Raw genomic sequence first — 18,578 nt, forward strand, 5'->3', positions numbered from 1 at the left:
ATTCCGCAATCCTTCAGTTCCGGCGTCGCCCGGTCCCTGTCCCCTTTGTTATACTTAGAGGGTTTGGCGCATACCTGCGCTTCATATAATCAACAACACGTACTCGAGGTTTTCCCATGTCCGGCCATTCGAAATGGGCGACAATCAAACACAAAAAGGGCGCGCTCGATGCCAAGCGCGGCAAGACCTTCACTCGCCTGATTAAGGAAATCACCATTGCCGCCAAAGGCGGCGGCGGAGATCCTGACGGCAATCCGCGACTTCGCACTGCCGTGCTCGCGGCCAAGGCTGAAAACATGCCTGCCGACAACATCAAGCGCGCCATCCAGCGCGGCACCGGCGAGCTTGAAGGCGTCAACTACGAGGAAATCACCTTCGAGGGCTACGGACCCGGCGGCGTGGCCGTCGTCGTTGAGACCCTCACCGACAACCGCAACCGCACGGTCAGCGAAATCCGCCATACGTTCTCGAAGAACGGCGGCAATCTCGGTTCCACCGGTTCGGTTCTGCACATGTTCTCGAAAAAGGGCCTCATCGCCATTGAAAAATTCGCGGCCGATGAAGACACCCTGATGAACATCGTCCTCGAGTACGGCGGCGAAGACCTGAACGACGAAGGCGACAGCTGGGAGATCCTCACAGATCCCGCCTCTTACGAGGCTGTGTCGGAAGCCGTCAAGGCTGCAGGCATCGCCACCGTTGCCAGTCAGGTCACCATGATCGCTTCCACATACACGAAGCTCGAAGGTTCGCAGGCCAACGCCATGGTCCGTCTGCTTGAAGCCCTGGAAGACTTCGATGACACCCAGAACGTCTATTCGAACTTCGACATGGATGAGGTCGAGGTCGCGGATTGAGCCACTACCAGAACCGGAATGAGGCCGCCTGCATCCCGGGGCGGCTTTTTTCATGAGATGCTGAGGTCCATACCATGCGGAGAACCACGTTGAAACCATTTCTGAAGATTGCCATGTGTGCATCCGCGCTCTTTGTTGCAATTAGCTCGCATGAGCTTTTCGCGCAGACCACGATGAGCAATGACTCCTCTAGTGCGGCGGCAGAAATTACCAGCAAATCAGTTTACTGCTGTGGCTTGCATGATGATCCCGTTAAACCTGCGGAATCGCCAGTAGCTGAAGTCAGCACGCGGAGATCCTGGGAAATATCCCCATTCCTTTCCTATGCCAACGGCCTTCCGGACAACGACAGCGCCGATCAGCGCCAGGACTTCCGCTTTCTTATGGGCGGCGTTGAGGTCGGCAAGATACTCACTCCCGTCGTCCACGCCGGTCCTTTCAGTGGGCAGTTTCACTTTGCCGGCAACATTATGCCGCTATGGCAGGCCTTCACGCCCGCCTCGCATGAGCAGGTCTACACCAACTGCCCTCTTACGGTCCCACTGGAACCCAGCGGTGCCTGCACGCTGGAGGTCGGCGGCGGAATCTATCACGGCATCAGCATCACGCCTGTCATCTTCCGCTGGAACTTTCTCACCCGCTCGCGCCGCATCCAGCCCTGGTTCCAGGCTGCCGCAGGCGTCATCTACACTACCCACAAGTTTCCTCCGGACTTCTTCGTCCCGCCCGGCACGCCCGGCGGCACCTCTGTCTGGAATTTCTCGCCTCAGGGAGGCATCGGTCTCCGCTATTTCACGCGCTCCCGCCGTTCCATCGACTTCGGCGTCAACGCGGTCCACATCTCGTCCGCCTCGCTGGGCGATAAGAACCCCGGCGTCAACGCCAGCATCCAAGTTCAGGTTGGTTACACCTTTTGGAAATAGAGCAGTGGTCGGAGATCGGAAAGATCTCTAACCTCTCAAACTCGGATGAGTCAGAAAGCTCCCTCGGTCGCTGAACAAAAGGGCACAAAAACCGATCTCTGACTCCTGATCTCTGACATGAGCGAAGCGAATCCCATCATCGAATGCGTTCCCAACTTCTCTGAGGGCGCAGATTCACGCAAGGTCGAGGCTATTGTCTCCGCCATGCGCGTCGATGGTGTGCATCTCCTCGACTGGTCTTTGGACCGCGACCATAACCGTTCCGTCGTCACCGTCGCCGGCCCGCCTTCAGCCGTCATCGAATCCGCCGTTCGCGGAGCTGGGAAGGCTGCCGAGCTCATTGACCTTACCATCCAGAAGGGCGTCCATCCCCGCATCGGCGCGGCCGACGTCATTCCATTCGTTCCAATCTCCGAAATCAAGCTCGATCAGTGCGCTTTGCTCGCTCGCCAGGCCGGTATGGAAATCTGGCGACGCTTCGGCGTTCCTGTCTATTTCTATGAGGCGGCGGCCTCGCGCCCGGATCGCTCCAACCTCGAAGATGTCCGTAAAGGCCAGTTTGAAGGACTTCGCGACGTTGTTCGCAAAGACTCCTCGCGCCGTCCCGACGTCGGCGGTCCCACGCTCCATGCCACCGCCGGAGCCTCCGCCGTGGGCGCGCGCAAGTTCCTCGTGGCCTACAACATTTTTCTCAATACTGCCGATGTCGCTATCGCCCGTGCCATCGCCAAAGATATCCGCGCCTCTGCCGGCGGGCTCAAAGGCGTCAAAGCCCTCGGCGTCCTTGTCCATGGCCGCGCCCAGCTCACCATGAACATTACAGATTTCGAGGTCACGCCGATCTCGCGCGTCCACGCCCGCGTTGCCGCTCTAGCCGCCCGCCACAAAACCGCTCTCGCGGAAGGCGAAATCATCGGTCTTGTTCCCAACGCCGCCTGCGAGCACGATTCCGACTGGATGAGTCAACTCGGCCACTTTGACCCCGCCACCAAAATCCTCGAGCGCCGCCTTGAAAACCCGCTCCCCTGGCCAAATGGCTCCAGATAAGCCCTCCTACAGCCGCATTGATGAGCGGCCAGAGTACCTGTCGCGTCTTATTTCATAGAACGGTACAATAAGAATCAGAAGGAACCTGCTCTTGCGTAACTCTTTTAAGCTCATCTCCGCCCTCGTTCTCGCGCTGTGTGCTGCGACCTCTCATGCCGCCCAGCTCTCTTCCGACGCGCGCGCTGCCATCCCCCGCGACGTTCGCCAGCTCGTCGTCATTGACTATCGCGCCATGCAGAACTCTGACACTGCCATGCAGCTCCGCGACCGCGTCATGCCTCCCGAGTTGAAGCAGTTTGACGAGGCGCTTCGTAAGTCCGGCCTCAATGACAACCATGATGTCGATCAGCTTGCCTTTGCGCTCTTTCATGCCGGCAGCAGCAAGGATGCTGATGAAAGCGTCACCCTTGGCATTGCGCAGGGACAATTCGATACGGACGCCATCCTCGCTGGCTTCAAAAAGCGCGGCGTCAAGCCCCAGCTCGTTCGCACGAACAAAATCTACCCCATGGCCAAGTCCGGCATGATGCTCTGCTTCCTCGATCAGTCCAGCATGATCTTCGGCGGCATTGACGCCATCAAGGCATCCCTGGATGCCCACGACGGCAATCAGCAGAGTCTTCTCGCCAACCAGACCCTCATGGATGCCATGCGCTCCACTGACTCGGAAGCTCTCTGGAGCATCCTCGACGCGCAGGGCACGCAGAACATGATGAAATCGGTTCTGGGCGAAGCCGGCTCCGTTGCTGACTACGAATCCGTCCGCAAGCGGCTTCAGGTCTCCTGGTACGGCATGGACTTCACTCATGGCGTCAAGTTCAGCCTGACCATCGTTACAGGCGACGGCTTTGCCGCCGCAACCATCTCCTCGCTGCTTAACGCTGCTGTTCTTTATAAAAAGACCACTGGCGATACTACGGAAAAGGTGGCTCTGGCTGATACCAACGTCACCTCCAGCGCGGGCAAGCTTCTTGTTTCGTTCTCCGCTTCCGATTCTGATTTCGCCAGCCTTCTCAAATCCTCTCTTTTCCAGAGCATGGTTCGATAGGGCCGAGAGTAGAGAATCTATAGCCTCGCCGCGACCGGCGAGGCTTTGGTTTTTTGCGCCTGGGACGGCTTTTATAGTTTTGCCCTTATCTATACCAGATCCCTATTCCCTCAGCTCTTCCCCCGCGTGTTACTGTGATTCCTTAGCAACACGGGCCCCGAATCCAACACTAGATTCATTGAAGCAATGAGCCCACCCGAGGAGCAGCTTTTCAGCCAGACCGTCGATATGTCGCCCGAGCAGCGCGCTGAGTTTCTCGCCGCCGCCTGTCAGGGCGATCCTGCGCTCCGCCAGACCGTAGAAATGCTGCTTGTCGAAAATGATAGGCGTAAGAGCGCTTCCGCTACCCCGCTGCTTGATCGCAACGCCACTGCGCCTCCGGTGGATTTTCCAGTCGACGGCAGCCACATTGGCCGCTATACCATCCTGCAGCCGATTGGCATGGGCGGCATGGGCGTTGTCTATCGCGCCCGCGATGAAAAGCTCGAGCGCGAAGTCGCCATCAAAATGCTCTCTCCCGGCGTGCTTTCGAATAGCGAAGCTCGCCGACGCTTCCGCGTTGAAGCTCTTGCCCTGGCGCGTCTCAATCATCCTCATATTGCCGCCGTCTATGACGCCGGTGAGCAGGATGGCCAGGACTACATCGTCATGGAGCTCGTTCATGGCGAGACGCTCTCAAACCGCCTTCGCAGCCTTCGCCCGCTCGACATCCAAACCGCCTCGCAGATCGTTCTTGAGATTCTGGATGCGCTGCGCGAGGCTCACGCGCAAGGCGTCGTGCACCGCGACCTCAAGCCCGGCAACATCATGATTACCTCCCGCGGCCATGCCAAGGTTCTCGACTTCGGCCTCGCTCGCATGCTCCAGGCTGACCTCAGCACGACGCAAACCCAGGGCATCGCCGGCACACCCATGTACATGTCGCCCGAGCAGGCTCTTGGGGCGCCTGTAGACGCCCGCACCGACCTCTGGAGCCTCGGCGTCATCTTTTATGAAACTCTTACCGGCCAGACGCCTTTTCGCTCTGACAGCACCGTTGGCCTGCTGCACGCCATTACACAATCTCCGCTGATACACGTCCGTCAGTTGCGCCCCGACCTTCCGCCCGTCGCTGACGCCATCATCACCCGCGCGCTCGAAAAAGATCCCGGCAAGCGCTACCAATCCGCCGAAGAGATGTACCGCGATCTCGCGCGTCTCGTTACGCCCCTCGAAGTTGCCCCCGGTCCGCGCTGGCAACAGCCGAAGTGGATGCTTGGCGGCTTCGCGCTCATTCTTATCGCCACGGCCCTTGGCGGATGGGGTCTCTGGCGTCACGTCGCCGAGCGCCACTGGGCGCGCGTTGAAGCTCCCGCACAGATTGAGGCGGAACTCGCCGCCTGGCATTCGCTCGAAGCACAGGCCTTGCTCGCTCGCGCGCAGAAGGCGCTGCCATCCGATCCCGCGCTCCAACAGATTGAAGAAAACGACACGCTTCTCGTTGCAGTCACCTCGGATCCCACCGGAGCCACAGTCGCCATCCAGGATTACACTCTTCCGCAAAGTTCCTGGAATATCCTCGGAACCACGCCCCTTGCAAACATCCGCATTCCCAAAGCCCGCTTCCGCTGGAAGCTGACCGTGCCCGGCGGCCAGGAAAGCATCCTTGCTCCGCAGACGGATGAAGCGATGCATTTCCAGCTTGCCAACAGCGCCTCCGCGCCTGTCGGCATGGTCTACGTTCCGCCAGGAAACTTCGCAGACTACGTCGCATTTCTCGGCTGGCTTGCTCCAGCACCGCTCCCTGCCTTCTACATCGACCGCACAGAAGTTACCAATCGCGCCTATCAGCAGTTCGTCGATGCCGGGGGTTACTCCAACGCAAAGTATTGGCCCGCGCAGATGGAAAAGGACGGCCACAACCTTGCCGTGGCCGCTGATTTCACGGATGCCAGCGGACGTCCCGGTCCTGCCACATGGACCGCCGGTCACTACCCGGAAGGGCGGGCCGATTATCCCGTCGCCGGCGTCAGTTGGTATGAAGCCGCAGCCTACGCCGCGTGGGCCGGCAAGAGCCTGCCCGTGCTGAGCCAGTATTACCGCGCCTCACCGCCGGACCTCACCGGTCCCACAGCAGCCATGAGCAATCTCGGCGGCTCTTCTGTTGCCCCCGTGGGCACATTCAAGGGCCTTGGTCCTTACGGCACCGTCGATATGGCCGGCAACGTTCGCGAGTGGATAGCCAACATCGTCGACGACAAGCTGCGCTTCGCGCTCGGTGGCTCATGGCAGTCTGCGGCATACATGTCAAATGAGCCTGAAGCCTTCTCGCCGTTGGATCGCTCCGTGGGCACCGGTTTCCGTTGCGTAAGCAACCTCGGCCCGCTCCCCGATGCCGCAGTCAAGCCTTTCCACCGCACCTTGCGTGATTTCTCCGCTTACAAGCCCTCCAGTGACGATGTCTTTCGCGCCTACAAAGTCATGTACGACTACGCGAAGACGCCGCTCAATCCTCAGGACCTCGGCATCGTCAAGGAAACCGCCGACTGGCGCGAAGAGAAAGTCGTCATCGGCACGGCGTACAACGGCGAGCGCATGGCCGTCTACCTCTTTCTGCCAAAGCGCGTGAAGCCGCCCTACCAGACCGTGCTCTTCTTTCCCAGCGCGCGCGTCTACTTTCAGCCAGCGGATTCTGTCTACCTTGGAGACATGCAGTTCTTCGATTACGTCGTCCAGAGCGGCCGCGCCGTCGCCTACCCCGTCTATCAGGATACTTACGAGCGCCGTCTCAAATATTCCATGCCTGGCGGTTCGCAGGCCGTCGCCCTCACCGCCAACTGGTACAAGGACGCGGGGCGCACGCTCGACTATCTCGTAACCCGCAAGGACATTGATTCCAGCCGTTTTGCTTACCTCGGCGTGAGCATGGGCGCGGCTGACGGCGTCATCGTCTCCACGCTTTTGCAGGACCGGCTCAAAGCTGTCGTCTGGCTCGATGGCGGCTACTTCATTGAGCATCCGCCCGCGGGCGGCGACCAAGCCGACTTCGCCCCGCGCATGAAGAAACCCGTGCTCATGGTCAACGGCAGGTACGATTACGACTTTCCGCTCGATCAGTCGCAGACCCCACTCTTCAACATGCTTGGCACGCCTGCCGCGGACAAAAGCCACGTAGTTATGGACACTCCGCATGACGTGACGGAAAACCGCCCGGTTCTCGTCCACTCTGTCATCACCTGGCTCAATAAATACCTCGGCAAAATCTCGGAATAGCCGCCTCTCCTGGTTCTTACATAGGAAAATCAACTTCGGTATTGCGTATTACAGGCGCACTCAAGCATATTCAGGTGTTATGCGTACTGAAGCTTCAGGAAAGGCGCAATATGGACGATGTGCGTGACGAGTTCGAGAACGAACGTGCAGAGCAAGCCGGCGAAGATTGCACCCCGCTCGACCGCCGAAGCTTTCTGCGGCTCGGCACTGCCGCTGCCGCCGTTTCCGCATTGGGGCAGAATCATGTATATGCGCAGGCAGGTGGGCAGATGAGTAATGTTCCGCGCGAGAACTGGAGCAGCACTCTGCGCTATCACACGGATCACGTCTTTCAGCCGGAAGATGTTGCCGCAGTGGTCAAAGACGTCGCGTCAACGGCTCACCTGCGCGCTTTGGGAACCCGGCACTCATTCAACGCGATTGCGGATTCCACCTCTGCGCAGATTTCCATGCTGGGCCTCAAAACAATCGAGGTTAACGCTTCCGCACACATGGTCCGCGCAGGCGCGGGCGTTCGCCTCGGCGACCTTGCTATTGAAATCGACAAGCAGGGCTGGGCATTGCATAATCTTCCCTCGCTGCCGCACATTTCGCTTGCCGGTTGCATCTCCACCGGAACTCACGGCTCAGGCATTCACAACGGCAATATCTCTACGGCAGTACGTGAGGTTGAATTTGTAGGCGCGGATGGCAAGCTGCACAAGCTCTCACGAGACCACGATCCCGCAATTTTTCCGGGTGCAGTCGTGGCGCTGGGAGCACTCGGCGTCATCACGCATCTCACGGTGAATGTGCAGCCTCGCTTCGAAATGGCGCAGGTTCTCTACGAGAATCTTTCCTTCGACACGCTCGAATCGCACCTCACCGACATCATGGGAGCCGCATACAGCGTCTCGCTATTCACTCATTGGCAGGGCAACAAGGCAGATCAGGTGTGGCTGAAGTATCGAGTAGCCCAAGGAACAAAGCCGCCGATGCCAGCCACGTTTCACGGGGCCACTCTGGCAGAGAAAAAGCTGCATCCGGTGGGCAGAGAAGTGGACGCCACTTCCTGCACTGAGCAGGGAGGCTCAATCGGCCCGTGGTATGAACGGCTGCCGCACTTCAAGCTAGCTTTCACGCCCTCTGTCGGACATGAAATCCAGACTGAATACTTCGTCCCGCTTGAGAAGGGCTATCAGGCCATCCGTGCCGTGGAGACTCTGCGCGACCGCATTACGCCTCATCTTCTCGTCACCGAGCTTCGAACCATCGCAGCCGACGATCTCTGGCTCAGCATGGCGTATCAGCGCCCCTCGCTGGCCATTCATTTCACATGGAAACCCGAAGAAGCCGCTGTGCAGGAACTGCTTCCTCAGATCGAAGCCAAACTCGCTCCATTCGATCCGCGTCCGCACTGGGCCAAGGTCTTCACGATTCCGAAGGATCAGCTCCAACGCGCTTACGCCCGCTCAGGCGATTTCCGTAAACTTGTCATGACCTACGATCCAGATGGAAAGTTCACGAATGAATTTTTGCGCCGGTCGATTCTTTAAGCTTGTCCAAGGTAACTTGCACGTTTTTACCGAAAACTAAAATCTGCCTTGTCGGCGGGCAGAAGCACAATTGCGAGCTTTCCTTCCTGCTTCTCTACAAGCGCGGGTCCTGTAATCTGCGCCTGGTGCCGGTCACGAGCCGTGTACTCGACTTTTACCTCTCCTGATCCCTGCACCTGGATGCTCGAATGCACTACCTGGCCTGCCGCCACCGAATCCGCGCCAAAACTCGCATTGGGGTAATCCACCTCCAGCAGCCGGATCTCCGCTCCCGTTCGGTTCTCTACTGTAATCTCAACGTGATGCGACCGACATCCCGCAAAGCACATTAAGAATGGCAGAGAGGTTGCTGCGAACAAAGTCTTTATATAAATTCTCAAGCCTTTTCTCCCAATTTTTTCTCCAGCCTGTCCAGCCGCTTGAGCAACTCCGGCAACCGCTGAAAGACAGTAACTGCTCGCAGCCACAGCCGGTTATCAAATGCCGGGGAACCGGAAATCATCTTTCCCGCCGGAACGTCATGGGAAACCCCCGACTGCGCTGTCAGAATCACTCCGTCGCCCAGCTCACAATGGCCCGCCACGCCTGTTTGTCCGGCCAGAATTGCTCTGGAACCCACGACAGACGATCCGGCTAGTCCCGCCTGTGCGCACAACATCGTGTCTTCACCCACCCTCGACCCATGGCCCACCTGGACGAGGTTATCTACCTTCGTTCCCGTGCCGATCTCCGTCGCGCCCACCGTTGCCCGGTCAATGCAGGCGTTCGCCTGCACATCTACCCGGTCACCGATCAGCACAGGTCCAGATTGCGGAATTTTTTCCCACTGGCCCAGATCATTCTTGGCAAATCCGAAACCGTCCGCTCCGATGATCACTCCGTTTTCGAGCGTCACATGATCGCCAAGCACGCATCCCTCGCGCACCACCGCATGAGCATGAGCGAAGAAATGGCTTCCGGCTCGCACCGCCGGATACAGCACTACATGCGGCAGCAGCGTCGCATGCGGTCCAAGCTTTACACCGGCTCCGATAACGGCATAGGCCCCAATGTGCGTGCCCTCACTGATTTCCGCCGTTGGATCAATGACAGCCGTCGGGTGAATCCCCGGCGGATACGCAGGCGGCTGATAAAAGAAGCCCAACGCTCGCGCAAAAGCATAGTAGGGATTCTTGATCCGCAGCGTTGGCGTCGCAACCTCTGGAAATTCCGGTTCGACGAGAACCGCTGCCGCGCTCGTCGTCTTTGCCAGTCCCGCATAGCGCGGGTTGGCTACAAAAGTAATCTCCGAGGGGCCTGCTTCCTCGATTCCACGCACGCCCGTGATCTCAACCTGAGGATTGCCGCGCAGTTCCGCTCCGAGCCGGTTTGCCAGTTCGCCTAATTGCATCGTGCTCGATTGTAAATGGCCGGTAGTAAATTATGAGGATCAGCCGCGGCTTGAGGGTTTAATCGTACTCAATCTCAAAGCAGTTCTGATAGGTCTCCACGCGGTTGCGTCCGGCGCGCTTGGCCGAATAAAGAGCCCTGTCTGCGAATTGGATGAGATCAGTCTCATCTTTCCCTGTGTCTGGGACGATAGCGGCTACACCAATGCTTACGGTGACGATTCCCGGCGTGTAGGGCATGTGAGCAATCTGCGCGTCGGCCACAAGCTGCCGGACACGCTCGGCCAGTGTCACGGCTCCTTGGGCAGAGACGCGCGGCAGAATCATGGCGAACTCTTCGCCTCCATAACGGGCTACCAGATCGCTGGTTCGCAGTGACGCACTGGCGAGAATGGATGCAATGCGCCGGAGGCAATCATCGCCGGCCAGGTGTCCGTAATGGTCGTTGTAGAGCTTGAAGTGATCGATATCGAGGAGCAGCAATGCCAGGCTGTTTTGCTGGAGTGCCGCGTTCTGCCATTCCATCGCAAGCTGGCGGTCGAAACTGAATCGGTTGGCAAGACCTGTGGAATGATCCTGGGTTGCCAGCGCGTCCGCTTCGCGAAACGCCGCCGTTATCTCCTGCTGGATTTTGTCGCGCACGCCCAGTGCGGCATTGACGGCATACACGATGACCAGATTGACGCAGAGAAAGAGCTGCAGGATGAAAAATCCGTGCTGGTCGAGCGTTGCTCCGGAGAGCATAAATGCTCCATGCGCCCGTTCCGTCATGTAAACCGCCGGCGCAGCCATAAGCAAGATGCAGATTGCCGCCCCAGTAGCGCGCAGTCGGAAGACTGCCACCAGAAGCACAGGGATGACAAGGAAATCGATTGGGAGGCCGGTCTGCGTGAAGACGAGGGTAGAGACAAGCGAAATCGCAGCAAAAATACCCGCGGTCTCCCATCGCTTTCCAGGCACGAAGAGCGATACCAGTTCTGCCTTATCGATGGCCAGAAATAACGGCGCCATCAGAGCCATCCCCATCACATCGCCGGTGAACCAGTTCGCCAGCAGGTCGGGATGCCTCGGATAGGTCCATATAGCCAAAACCATCTCCAAAAAGCCTGTAGAAGCGAGCGGAGCAAGCAACACTCCGAAGAATAGAAATCGCGTCAGGGTGCGGAGATTGGTCAGGTCCGGCTTGCGGTTGTCTTTGGTGGCCAGAAGAGAAACTGCAATGATGACCTCGACCGTGTTGGCCATTGTAAACAGGATCGCGCGGCCTGGCGAAAAGCCGAATGCCATGTGCACACCGATGTTTACGATGATGCTCGAAGTCAGGTAAACGGACCAATAGCGCCTGGAAGTTGTTAGCAGGAATGCGAGCAGCATTCCATTCGCAGGCCAAATCAGGTCAGCCACTGCGGGCGTGCGCGTGAGCGCATTACCTCCCCAGGAGGCGCCAATGTAGAGCAACAGAACAATGGCAAAGCGGGAAAAAGAGTCTGGACGCACCATTTCAAGGGTGCGCGCCAGGAGCGAAGAGTCAGAAGGTCTGGCTGGTTCCGCATCCACGGCGGGGGAGAATGCCTTCATTGAAGCTGTCAGCCTCCGCAGCAAGATATGCTGCGCCTGGCAGCATTTGTTAATAACCAAGGAAGAGCATGTGTCCAACCTACCTTGCAGGTTATTCGATTTCGAAATTCAAACATGATGATTCGAGTCACGATCCTGGTGGCCGACCTCGCCATGTTCCTGGTTTTCAAGTCCTGTATTTACATTCAGAATAGCCGGAATCCATGCATAATGGAAGGCCAATCCGCGAACAGGTCCCATCCGAAAGGGACCATAGCAAGACGTTGTTATACGAAATCAACACGGTACCTGTTGAGTGCTGAAATTACCTCGGTGCAGGTTCTGCCGAGTCAGCCAGCGCGTATGCCAGTACAGTCATCACGGTCGCGTTCTGGTTCAGATGGACAAAATCGATCTTGTCAAAGGTATCCGCAGGTGTGTGGTGGTAATTGAAGTAGAACCGGCTATCCTGGATCGGCGCGAAGCTCGGTACGCCGTTCTCGGTAAATCCGTTGATATCCTCACCGGTGTCCTGCGAATCCTTCAGAACTTCTGCTCCAATTGGTTCGAGAATCACTGAAAGCGGCCGTAGATATGCTTCGAGCGCCGGTTTGCCCGCATAGTAAATGCCGGTTGGATGATCGGCGCCCAGATCGCTCTCAATTGCTCCAATGTGATTGCTGAACTCTCCCTTGTGTTCCGCCATGTAGGCGGCGGCGCCCTCCGATCCCTCTTCTTCACTCATCCAGGCCACGAAACGGACGGTCCGCCTGGGGTGAATTCCGAGCTCTTTGAGGAGATGAATGGCCTGCATGGAGACTGCAACTCCCGCTCCGTCATCAATCGCGCCTGTGCCCAGATCCCAGGAGTCCAGATGACCGGAGACGATGACTACCTGCTCGGGATGTTCGGTTCCTTTCCAGTCGGCGATGACGTTAAAGCTTGGCGTATCCGGCAGGGTCTGGGGCGTGAGCGTCAGGTGAAGCTTGATCGGTCCCTGGCCGGCCAGATTCTTCAGCAGCTCCGCATCCTCGGCTGTGACGGCGGCGGCGGGAATCTTTGGCGTACCAGGGGCGTAGTCCGTCATGCCGGTGTGCGGAATGCGGAAATCAGCGCCGCCAACCGAGCGCACCAGTACAGCAACGGCTCCAGCCGTGGCCGCGAAGATGGGGCCTGTTCCGCGATACACGACTGCGTTGCCGTAGGCGGTCAAACCATCGCCGTTCGCCGCAAGCTCTTTATCAAACTGATGGTTGAAGAGCAGGATCTTGCCCTTGACCGCTCCGGCGGGCAGGGCCTGGAGCTGCTGGAAATTCTCGACTACTACGACTTCCGCGGTAATTCCATCCGCAGGTGTTGCTACGCTGCCGCCGAGTGCGGTTAAGACTACCTTCTGCGTGGTTCCGGGAGTCTGGCCGGGCCAGCTTACCAACTGGGCGGTTTCCTCCCCGCGAACCCAGTGAGGCACCATCGCTTTTTCGAGCGTTACTTCGGCGCCTAAAGCTCGCATCTCTGCCGCTACGTACTCCACTGCCTGCTGTGCCTGCGGAGACCCGCTCAGGCGCGGGCCGATGTTGTCCGTCAGATGGTGCAGCTCGTTGTAAGCGTACGGGTCTTTCATCGCCGCATCGCGCAGCCGTTCCATTGTGGCGAACTGCTCAGGTGTCCATGCGCTTTTTCCGCCCGTGCCTAAAGAAGCGTTCAGGCGGTCCATCATGCTGGTTGGAGCGGCGGAAGATGGCTGCTGCTGGGCCTGTGCCGGAAGGCAAGCCAAGGCGGCAGCAGCGCACACGGAGGCAACTGCAAGTGCAGGTGTCCTGAGTTGGAAGATCATGCCGGATGTTAGCACGTGACCTCCAGTGGATTCAGCAGTGGATTCAGCCGATGGCGCGGGAGATGGGGATTTTCGATTGAGGCATGAATACATAAGTTATCCTGTGCGGGAGTTATTTCCAAGTGATTTAGTTTGAGCGTGTTGCAGGCGGCGGCGCAGTTCTTATACAAATCTTTATGCGATCTTCATTCCGAAACTGTGGGCCTGGTTGTGCCGCGTTTGGGGCTTTTGCACCGATTCCGGTGCAGGGATGGGGACCATCCCCTCCCTAAAACGGCCACAGCCCGAACCAGTGGAGGTCCAGGCCGTGGCTTTTCTTCTGCTGATTATGAGTAAAGCACAAACGGGGTTAATTGCATGCAAAGTTTCTGAAGGAGCAGGGGTTACGAAAGGGCATTGTACGAAAGTAATGATCTGGTGAGATGGGGACAGGAAGAGCCGAAGGCAGGCCCATCCATTGCGCGGCAAGATGCTTCTGAAGAAATGCGTCCGACCGGATGGAGCGCAGATACGTCTATATGATTGTGCCGTGGTGTCTCAGTTTGAAGAAATTGCTTCAGGGGCTAAAGCCCAATTTCATTTTTTGGCTGTTTTCGGCACGAGTAAACTCGTGCCCTGTTACAGAGCTGGTCTGATTTGAGTTTTTCCGCAAGCTGTAAAGTCGTGCCCTGTTACAAAGCAATTCAAATTGAGATGCTGTCGATCATGCGGTGTGCCGGACAGTAAAGGCGCATGCTGGCTATACTGATGCAATGACAGACCCAGCCGCAGGCTGGCAATCGAACGAGGTTCTGACACTGATGAAATCTTTCCTTGAACGGCTGCGCACACGCCGTCTCGCAACGGCATTTGTGGTGTTGGCCGGTCTTTCGGCTGCAATTCTTGGTATCTCCTATGCGGCTCATGGTGTCAGTGGGCAGGAGATGCAGAACGCGAGCGCCGATGCGACCCCGCTGAAGGTGTCCAACTCGCCTGTTGCAGCGCCGAATGAGTTTGTCAAAATTGCCAAGCAGGTTGGGCCGGCTGTGGTGAACATCAACACGCAGACTCTCCCGAAGCAATCGAGCAGCCGCGCTCCGCATCGCCTTCCACATGCCCGGACGGCACCCAATCCGCAGAACCCGGACGACCAGGACAGCCCGGATGGCGGTCAGGGCGGAGGTCAGGATGGTCAGGGAAATTTCCAGGACTTTTTCAATCATTTCTTTGGCGGACAGGGGCAGGATGGCGAAGGGGATGATGGCCAGGTGCGCGAGTCATTAGGCTCGGGCTTCATTGTCGATGCCAAAGGGTACATCATCACCAACAACCACGTCATCGAGAAGGCCGATAAGATCTTCGTCAAGCTTTCGACCGATCCTGATAACCAGGACCTTGGACGTCCGGCGCGCGTGATCGGCGTGGACAAAGCCACCGATATAGCGGTCATCAAAATCGATGCGAACTCGCCTCTTCCGACTGTGAAGCTGGGCAACAGCGATAATACGCAGGTGGGTGACTGGGTTGAGGCGATCGGCAGTCCTTTTGCGCTGGCACAGACAGTTACGGCGGGCATTATCTCCGCCAAGAACCGCACCATCGAGCCCGGTCAGCAGGGCCAGTTTCAGCACTTCATCCAGACGGATGCCGCGATCAATCCGGGTAACTCCGGCGGACCGCTGCTGAATATGATTGGCGAAGTGATTGGTATGAATACCGCGATTTACACGCAGAGCGCGGGGTACCAGGGTATCGGATTCGCGATGCCTTCAAACACCATCGTGGACATTTATAACGACCTGATCAGTCCCGGCCATAAGGTGGTGCGCGGCTCCATCGGCATCAGCTTCAAGCAGGGACTCCCCGGCGCTGTGAACCGCATGTACGGCTTCAAGAGCGGAGTGCTGGTGCAGTACGTGCAGCCAGGCGGGCCGGCGGAAAAGGCCGGGCTGCGGCCGGGCGACATCATTGTGAGCATTGATGGCCGCTCCATCAAGGATGGCGACGATCTGGTCAACGACATTGCCGCGCGCAGGCCTGGCTCAAGCGCGCGCCTGGGCTATATTCGCGAGGGCGATAGCAAGCAAGCCGATGCTACTGTGACCATCGGCGACCGCGACAAGGTGTTTGCCGAGCAGGCTGCCGCGCCGGAGGGGCCTGAACCGGATCAGAGCGCAAACCCCGGCGAAAGCAAGCTGGGCATTGTGGTACGCGAAGCCTCGGCCGATACGGTGGCCAAGCTGCATCACCCCGGCGTGATTGTGCAGTCTGTAGCAAATGGGTCGTTTGCTGACTTGCACGAAATGGAGCAGGGATTGGTGATTATCCGCATCAACCGGCAAGCCACGGGCAATCGCGATCAGTTCAATGCGGTGGTCAGCAAACTGAAAACCGGCGACGATGTGGTTTTCGAGGTCATGGACCCTCGCCACCCGAACGATGGAATCAACTATATTGGTGGAACTTTATAACGATGACCGGAGACTCAGGCGCTGTGCTCTTTGCACCGCGCCTTGTCCTGTTTTGATACAAGGATGGTTCGACAGCAAAACTTTTGTGCCGCATTGGCGGGGGATTCCAGTACACTTGCCCCGATTGATACGCCGCAAGTTTTTATGGCAGTTTTAGCGGAGGTATTTGTTTGGTGCATTTTTATCGCAACCTGGGCCTCATAGTTCTTACGGCATTTGCGACTATCACGCATGCAGTTGGAGTTCGCTCACACCACACGGGATCAACTGCGCGCAGCGCATCGCACGTGAAGAGCGGGCAGAAGTCAACGGCTGCTGCCGCGAAATCTCACAAGCTGCATGGCCAGCAGGCGATTGCTCCAGAGCGCGTGACGGAGATTCAGACGGCGCTGATTCGCGAGCACTATCTCCCCGGCCCGGCGAACGGCGAGTGGGACACAACGACTGTGAATGCCATGCAGAAGCTGCAGGCCGATCAGGGCTGGCAGACCAAGCTGATGCCGGATTCCCGCGCGTTGAAGAAGCTTGGCCTTGGGGCTGACTACTCGAATGCGATCAACGCTAAAGGATCGTCTTTTGCAGCTCCGCCTCCGGTGAGCACGATTCCCGCGGCGCAGACTGCGGGCTTTACGGCGGCGTCTGGCGTGCATCAGTAATTTTTGCGTTTGACTGCCATTATGGTGCTGACGCAATAAGCGGATATTGGAGAGGAAAAGCATACCTCCGGGCCTAAAGGCCCAACCGATTTGCATGTTTTATTGCCGGGGATAAATCCCCGGCCTACCCATTGCGCCTCAGCCGGGGATAAATCCCCGGCCTACCCATTGCGCCTCAGCCGGGGATAAATCCCCGGCCTACCCATTGCGCCTCAGCCGGGGATAAATCTCCGGCCTACCCATTGCGCCTCAGCCGGGGATAAATCCCCGGCCTACCCATTGCGCCTCAGCGCCGAAAGGGCGCGAGCAACAAAGCCCTCGCGCAAGCGAGGGCTTTGTTGTTTCCGATAGATGCTTTTAGCGAAACGCTGGAGGCAGCGGATTGGCTTCAAGGAACTCATAGCGGGCGCGAAGCTGATCCGGTCCTGAGGTGATGGTGGTGTTGAGATGAATGAGCGGGAAGCTGGCGTCGTTGTACTTTGGCCACGCGGGAACGCCGGGACCGTTTGGGTCGCCTGTTTTGGCGAAGTTGGTCCAGTAGGTCATCATCTGATCGCTCAGAGTGCGGTCTTCCGGGCGAACGGTTTCGCCGGGGCGCGTGTCGAGCGTGCCGAAGACGTATTCGATGTCATCGGAGTGGAAGGCGTAGGTTCCCGGATGGAATTTGCTGGGCAGCGCGGCCAGCTCAAAGTGATAGCGATAGACGGGCGATTGGCCGGTCTTGCGATGAGCCTCAAGCCAACGCCATGTGCTGAGCGCGATGAAGGCATCGCTGCCGTAATCGATGGCTGAGCGGAGTGCCTGGGCATCGTTGTCAGCAGGATAGAGCTTGAGGAAATCGGGCGCTTTGTCTTTGAAGAGGCTGGCTGCGTAGCCCTTGTACTGTTCCAGCGTGGTGCCGCGCATGGCGACGAAGCTGCCTTCGTCGGAGTTCCATCCGGCGAGTAGGGGCACGTGGAACTGATTGCCGATTGCGTAGGTTTCAGCAATGGGCTCGACGACTACTTTTCCATCGATATTCGGAGGGAAGTTTACGCCGGGCTTGGCGGCTGCAAGAATTGTCGCCGTTGGCAGAGCGCGCAGATCGGCCAGAGAACTGACGTTGAGCGTTGCAACCCACTTGTCGTCCTTCGCTGCTCGTACGTTGAGCGGTTCGTAGGTCAGGGCTCCTGTGCCGAGGGCCGCTCCACTCTCGCCGATGGCCTTCTGAAAGAGTCCTTTTGCCGGCGGAGCGACCATGAGTGTGCTTACTGCAAACGATCCTGCGCTCTCGCCAAAGATCGTCACGTTGTCGGGATCGCCGCCGAACTCCTTGATGTTGGCCTTGGTCCAGCGAAGGGCGGCAATCATGTCCATCAGGCCGTAGTTGCCGGCGGTGCCGCTTGTCTCTTTCGCAAGATCAGAAGATGCCAGGAAGCCGAAGACGCCGAGCCGGTAGTTGATGGTGATGAGCAGGACGCCTTTGAGCGGGAGGAAATCGCCGTTGTGCCGTGGCTCGTTGCTTCCGCCGCCGGAGAAGCCGCCGCCGTGAATCCAGAACATGACCGGGAGCTTGCTCTTGGCTGTTGCGTTTGCAGGCGTATAGACATTGAGATAGAGACAATCTTCGCTGCCGAGGGGGCTGTCATCCTGAAATACCATGTCATCGAAGACATGATTCTGCGCGCAGTGGGCGCCATACTTTGTGGCGTCGCGCTCGCCGGGCCATTTTGCGGCCGGCTGGGGAGCCTTCCAGCGTAGATCGTTGACAGGCGGAGCCGCGTAGGGAAGTCCCAGCCACGCGTTTACCTTGCCGTCGTTGATTGTCTTGCCGTGAGCCTTGCCCTGCTCGGTTTTAATGGTGAGTGAGTCAGCATGGGCAAGGGAAGCGAGAGCCAGAAACGCCGCAGCCGCTGAGGCGCGCAGCATTCGAGAACCAAAATGCATTGAAAAATCCTCCCGCAACACGGTAACAGGTTGGGGCTGGAAATTGGTGTTCCTATATGGAATTGCAAACAGCTTATAATGGCGTCGTTGCTAAGGAATATGCGT

Annotated in this window: 13 protein-coding genes; 8 read left to right on the forward strand and 5 right to left on the reverse strand. The window is 58.0% G+C overall.

What is annotated here, in order from left to right; genetic code table 11:
- Positions 1-116 precede the first annotated feature (116 nt).
- The 6 genes from ABSG47_RS02965 to ABSG47_RS02990 all read left to right on the forward strand — a co-directional run bounded on the left by ABSG47_RS02965 (position 117) and on the right by ABSG47_RS02990 (position 8,662).
- The gene (locus tag ABSG47_RS02965; RefSeq protein WP_424166178.1) at positions 117-857 is read left to right on the forward strand and encodes a YebC/PmpR family DNA-binding transcriptional regulator; all 741 of its coding nucleotides are present in this window, start codon (positions 117-119) and stop codon (positions 855-857) included.
- 89 nt (positions 858-946) lie between these two features.
- Positions 947-1,780 (forward strand): acyloxyacyl hydrolase, encoded by an 834-nt coding sequence (locus ABSG47_RS02970; protein ID WP_424166180.1) that lies wholly within the window; start codon positions 947-949, stop codon positions 1,778-1,780.
- A 117-nt stretch (positions 1,781-1,897) separates the two neighbouring features.
- Positions 1,898-2,827, forward strand: coding sequence for a glutamate formimidoyltransferase (gene ftcD / locus ABSG47_RS02975; protein ID WP_424166182.1), 930 nt, complete (start codon positions 1,898-1,900; stop codon positions 2,825-2,827).
- A 91-nt stretch (positions 2,828-2,918) separates the two neighbouring features.
- Positions 2,919-3,875, forward strand: coding sequence for a hypothetical protein (locus ABSG47_RS02980; protein WP_424166184.1), 957 nt, complete (start codon positions 2,919-2,921; stop codon positions 3,873-3,875).
- Between the two features lie 186 nt (positions 3,876-4,061).
- Positions 4,062-7,127 (forward strand): protein kinase domain-containing protein, encoded by a 3,066-nt coding sequence (locus tag ABSG47_RS02985; RefSeq protein WP_424166186.1) that lies wholly within the window; start codon positions 4,062-4,064, stop codon positions 7,125-7,127.
- A gap of 110 nt (positions 7,128-7,237) precedes the next feature.
- The gene (locus tag ABSG47_RS02990; protein ID WP_424166189.1) at positions 7,238-8,662 is read left to right on the forward strand and encodes a D-arabinono-1,4-lactone oxidase; all 1,425 of its coding nucleotides are present in this window, start codon (positions 7,238-7,240) and stop codon (positions 8,660-8,662) included.
- Between the two features lie 26 nt (positions 8,663-8,688).
- Here ABSG47_RS02990 and ABSG47_RS02995 read toward each other — a convergent pair whose 3' ends face one another.
- The 4 genes from ABSG47_RS02995 to ABSG47_RS03010 form a co-directional block, all read right to left on the reverse strand.
- Positions 8,689-9,042 (reverse strand): hypothetical protein, encoded by a 354-nt coding sequence (locus ABSG47_RS02995; RefSeq protein WP_424166192.1) that lies wholly within the window; start codon positions 9,040-9,042, stop codon positions 8,689-8,691.
- Positions 9,039-10,052: a UDP-3-O-(3-hydroxymyristoyl)glucosamine N-acyltransferase gene (gene lpxD / locus ABSG47_RS03000; RefSeq protein ID WP_424166195.1), complete on the reverse strand. Its 1,014-nt coding sequence runs from the start codon at positions 10,050-10,052 to the stop codon at positions 9,039-9,041. Before lpxD ends, ABSG47_RS02995 begins: the two co-directional genes overlap by 4 nt.
- 58 nt (positions 10,053-10,110) lie before the next feature.
- Entirely contained in the window at positions 10,111-11,628 is a 1,518-nt protein-coding gene (locus ABSG47_RS03005; RefSeq protein WP_424166197.1) for a GGDEF domain-containing protein, read from the reverse strand.
- 304 nt (positions 11,629-11,932) lie between these two features.
- Entirely contained in the window at positions 11,933-13,456 is a 1,524-nt protein-coding gene (locus ABSG47_RS03010; RefSeq protein ID WP_424166199.1) for a M20/M25/M40 family metallo-hydrolase, read from the reverse strand.
- 785 nt (positions 13,457-14,241) lie between these two features.
- Here ABSG47_RS03010 and ABSG47_RS03015 point away from each other — a divergent pair.
- Both ABSG47_RS03015 and ABSG47_RS03020 read left to right on the forward strand, forming a co-directional pair.
- The gene (locus ABSG47_RS03015; protein WP_424166201.1) at positions 14,242-15,891 is read left to right on the forward strand and encodes a trypsin-like peptidase domain-containing protein; all 1,650 of its coding nucleotides are present in this window, start codon (positions 14,242-14,244) and stop codon (positions 15,889-15,891) included.
- Positions 15,892-16,064: 173 nt separating this feature from the next.
- Positions 16,065-16,547, forward strand: coding sequence for a peptidoglycan-binding protein (locus ABSG47_RS03020; protein ID WP_424166203.1), 483 nt, complete (start codon positions 16,065-16,067; stop codon positions 16,545-16,547).
- A gap of 357 nt (positions 16,548-16,904) precedes the next feature.
- Here the strand turns inward: ABSG47_RS03020 and ABSG47_RS03025 are convergent, their stop codons facing one another.
- Positions 16,905-18,473: a carboxylesterase/lipase family protein gene (locus tag ABSG47_RS03025; RefSeq protein ID WP_424166206.1), complete on the reverse strand. Its 1,569-nt coding sequence runs from the start codon at positions 18,471-18,473 to the stop codon at positions 16,905-16,907.
- Positions 18,474-18,578: the final 105 nt, after the last annotated feature.

It is taken from the genome of Occallatibacter sp. (assembly GCF_049510455.1).
Classification (GTDB): domain Bacteria; phylum Acidobacteriota; class Terriglobia; order Terriglobales; family Acidobacteriaceae; genus Telmatobacter.